At 32.1% G+C, this 3,302-nt stretch carries 3 protein-coding genes; all 3 read left to right on the top strand.

Going from position 1 to position 3,302, the window contains the following annotated elements; all coding sequences use genetic code 11:
- Positions 1 to 329: 329 nt before the first annotated feature.
- Positions 330 to 1,295 (top strand): ABC transporter substrate-binding protein, encoded by a 966-nt coding sequence (locus ACI3VO_RS10675; protein WP_439757909.1) that lies wholly within the window; start codon positions 330 to 332, stop codon positions 1,293 to 1,295.
- A 107-nt stretch (positions 1,296 to 1,402) separates the two neighbouring features.
- A complete protein-coding gene (locus ACI3VO_RS10670; protein WP_439757908.1) occupies positions 1,403 to 2,323 on the top strand; it encodes an ABC transporter permease in 921 nt (306 codons plus the stop codon).
- Complete coding sequence (locus ACI3VO_RS10665; protein WP_439757907.1) at positions 2,323 to 3,117, top strand: ABC transporter ATP-binding protein; 795 nt, start codon at positions 2,323 to 2,325, stop codon at positions 3,115 to 3,117. The genes ACI3VO_RS10670 and ACI3VO_RS10665 overlap by 1 nt, the downstream gene beginning before the upstream one ends.
- Positions 3,118 to 3,302: the final 185 nt, after the last annotated feature.

Raw genomic sequence — 3,302 nt, 5'->3', positions numbered from 1 at the left:
AACGCTCAAGATAACTATAAATAAGTATTGTATTGCTGTTATGCTAAACACTCAAGGTTAATACAATACAGTATATATTATAATTTAAATATTTTTATTATAAATTAAAGCATATTTATTTGTCAATTGACAATTTAAGTCAAAAGAGGAGATAATTTTATGAGTTTTGAAATATATTTTGATGAATTAAATAAATTGGAGAAAAAATCTAATTATCTATATCGAAAAATTAGAAAATTTTGAAATAAATGGCAATATTTGTTGACTTTAAAATGTGAAATAATATATAATTTATATATATATAATTAAAATACGGGGGGAAATATAGAATGAAAAAATTTCTAGCAATTTTACTTACAGCAGTTATGTCTTTAGGACTTGTTGCATGTGGTAATTCATCAAATGGCGATGACCAAACATACAACGTAGGTATTTGTCAGCTTGTTCAACATGAGGCACTTGATGCAGCTACACAAGGGTTCAAAGACGCATTAATTGAAGAACTAGGAGAAGATGCTGTTACATTTGATGAACAAAATGCGCAAGGAGATTCTGCTACATGTTCTACAATTATCAATGGATTTGTTTCTAATAATGTAGACTTAATTTTAGCAAATGCTACACCAGCACTTCAAGCAGCTCAAGCTGGAACAAATGAAATACCAATACTTGGTACATCTGTAACAGAATACGGTGTTGCATTAGGAATCGATAATTTCGATGGATTAGTAGGAAGCAATATTTCAGGAACATCTGACCTTGCTCCACTTGATCAACAAGCAGCTATGTTAAAGGAATTATTCCCAGATAAGAAAAATGTAGGTCTTGTTTATTGTACAGCAGAAGCAAACTCTCAATATCAAGTAGATACAGTAAAGAAAGAACTTGAAAATTTAGGATATACTTGTAAATTATATGGATTCTCTGATTCAAATGATTTAAACTCTGTAGCTAAAACAGCAGCAGATGAATCTGATGTAATCTATGTACCAACAGATAATACAGTAGCATCAAATGCAAGCATAATAGACAATATATGCCGTCCAGCAAAAATTCCTGTAATAGCTGGTGAAGAAGGTATTTGTGGTAAATGTGGTGTAGCTACTTTATCTATAAGCTATTATGATTTAGGTGTGGCTACTGGAAAGATGGCTGCAAAAGTATTAACAGGAGAATCTAAGATAGAAGAAATGAAAATAGAATACGCTCCTGAATTTACAAAGAAATATAATAAAGAAATATGTCAAGATCTTGGAATAGAAATTCCAGATGATTATGTAGCAATTGGAGAATAATTAATAGGGTGAAAACAGCAAGGGAGTTTTTAACTTGCTGTTTTTGCGGTTTAAGAATTATTTATAAATAATTTATAATACATTTAAAGATTGGTAGGTTTAAAAATATGAATATTATGAGTTTAACAACAGCGATGCCAGGAGCACTTGCCCAGGGGTTAATATGGGGTATCATGGCTATAGGCGTTTACATTACTTTTCGAGTTTTAGATATTGCAGATTTAACAGTCGACGGAACATTATGTACAGGTGGGGCTGTATGTATTATGATGATGCAATCAGGACATAGTGTATGGGTATCACTTTTATGGGCATTTATTGCAGGTCTGCTTGCAGGTATGGTAACAGGTATACTTTATACGTTTATGGGTATACCAGCTATTTTAGCGGGGATTTTAACACAATTAGGGCTATTTTCAATTAATTTAAAAATAATGGGAAAAGCAAATCAAGCTATCAATGTAGATCAATTTGATTTACTTGTATCTCTACGCTATATTAAGGGCGTTCCGCTTTTACAAAATACTTTATTTATTGTAGCAATTATAATTGTAGTTTTAATAGGTATATTATATTGGTTCTTCGGAACAGAGATAGGGGCAGCTATTCGTGCAACTGGATGTAATGATCGTATGGCTCGTGCACAAGGTATAAATACAGCTTTAAGTAGTGTTATAGGGCTTATGATATCAAATGCTTTAGTTGCATTTTCTGGGGCTTTGCTTTCACAATACCAAGGATTTGCCGATATAAATATGGGTCGTGGAGCTATCGTAATTGGTTTAGCGGCTGTTATAATTGGTGAAGCAATATTTGGTAAAATATCTACAAATTTTGGATTTAAATTATTATCAGTTGCCTTTGGTGCTATTATATATTACATAGTATTACAAATAGTAATATGGATGGGTATAGATACAGACTTATTGAAATTATTATCTGCAGTTGTTGTTGCAATTTTCCTTGCTATACCAACTATGAAGAGTAAATATTTTTCAAAACCAGTTATAAAAGGAGGTAATATGTAATGTTAGAAATTAAAAATATACATAAAATATTTAATCCTGGAACAGTCAATGAAAAGCACGCATTAAAAGGTGTGAATTTGGTTTTGGAAGATGGTGATTTTGTAACTGTTATAGGTGGAAATGGTGCTGGAAAATCTACTATGCTTAATGCCATAGCAGGTGTATGGCCTGTTGATGAAGGAACTATTTTAATCGATGGACAAGATGTAACAAATCTTCCTGAACATAAGAGAGCTGCGTACTTAGGCCGTGTATTCCAGGATCCAATGAACGGTACAGCTGCGACTATGGATATTGAAGACAACCTAGCTTTGGCTAACAGAAGAGGTCAAAGAAGAACTTTAAGAACGAGAATTAAATCATCAGAGAGAGCTAGATATAAAGAATTACTAAAAACACTTGGATTAGGATTAGAAGATCGTATGACTTCTAAAGTAGGCTTGCTTTCTGGAGGTCAACGTCAAGCACTTACATTATTAATGGCGACACTTAAAAAACCAAAGCTTCTTCTTCTAGACGAACATACTGCAGCGCTTGACCCAAAAACTGCTGCAAAGGTCTTAGAAGCAACAGAGCAAATTGTAGAACGTGACAAATTGACAACTTTAATGATTACACATAATATGAAGGATGCAATTGCTCATGGAAATCGTCTTATCATGATGATGGATGGAAATATTATTTTAGATATCAAGGGCGAAGAGAAAAAGAAGCTTACAGTAGAGGATTTACTTCGTAAGTTTGAAGAGGCTAGCGGTGAAGAATTTGCTAGTGATAAGGCTCTTTTAGGATAATTAAATACATAAAGGAAAATCTCCAATTAGAAAGAATAGTTGGAGATTTTTTTATACATCAATTGTAAAATAAAAGTCGAAAACACATCTGATTTGTCAAACGATTTTTTCAGAAAACATCGTATTTTAATGTATAATTATATTAAGAAGATAAAAATGTTTTTATCTGTTATATCGTATATATA

The sequence above is a fragment of the Intestinibacter sp. genome, assembly GCF_051866655.1.
GTDB lineage: Bacteria > Bacillota > Clostridia > Peptostreptococcales > Peptostreptococcaceae > Intestinibacter.
Note: the sequence above shows the minus strand (reverse complement) of the source record. Positions and strands in the feature narration are given on the sequence as shown.

Excerpts from the sequence above, each read along its gene's own strand:
- ACI3VO_RS10670 (WP_439757908.1), top strand. The coding sequence starts at position 1,403 with ATGAATATTATGAGTTTAACAACAGCGATGCCAGGAGCACTTGCCCAG.
- ACI3VO_RS10675 (WP_439757909.1), top strand. The coding sequence starts at position 330 with ATGAAAAAATTTCTAGCAATTTTACTTACAGCAGTTATGTCTTTAGGA.
- ACI3VO_RS10665 (WP_439757907.1), top strand. The coding sequence starts at position 2,323 with ATGTTAGAAATTAAAAATATACATAAAATATTTAATCCTGGAACAGTC.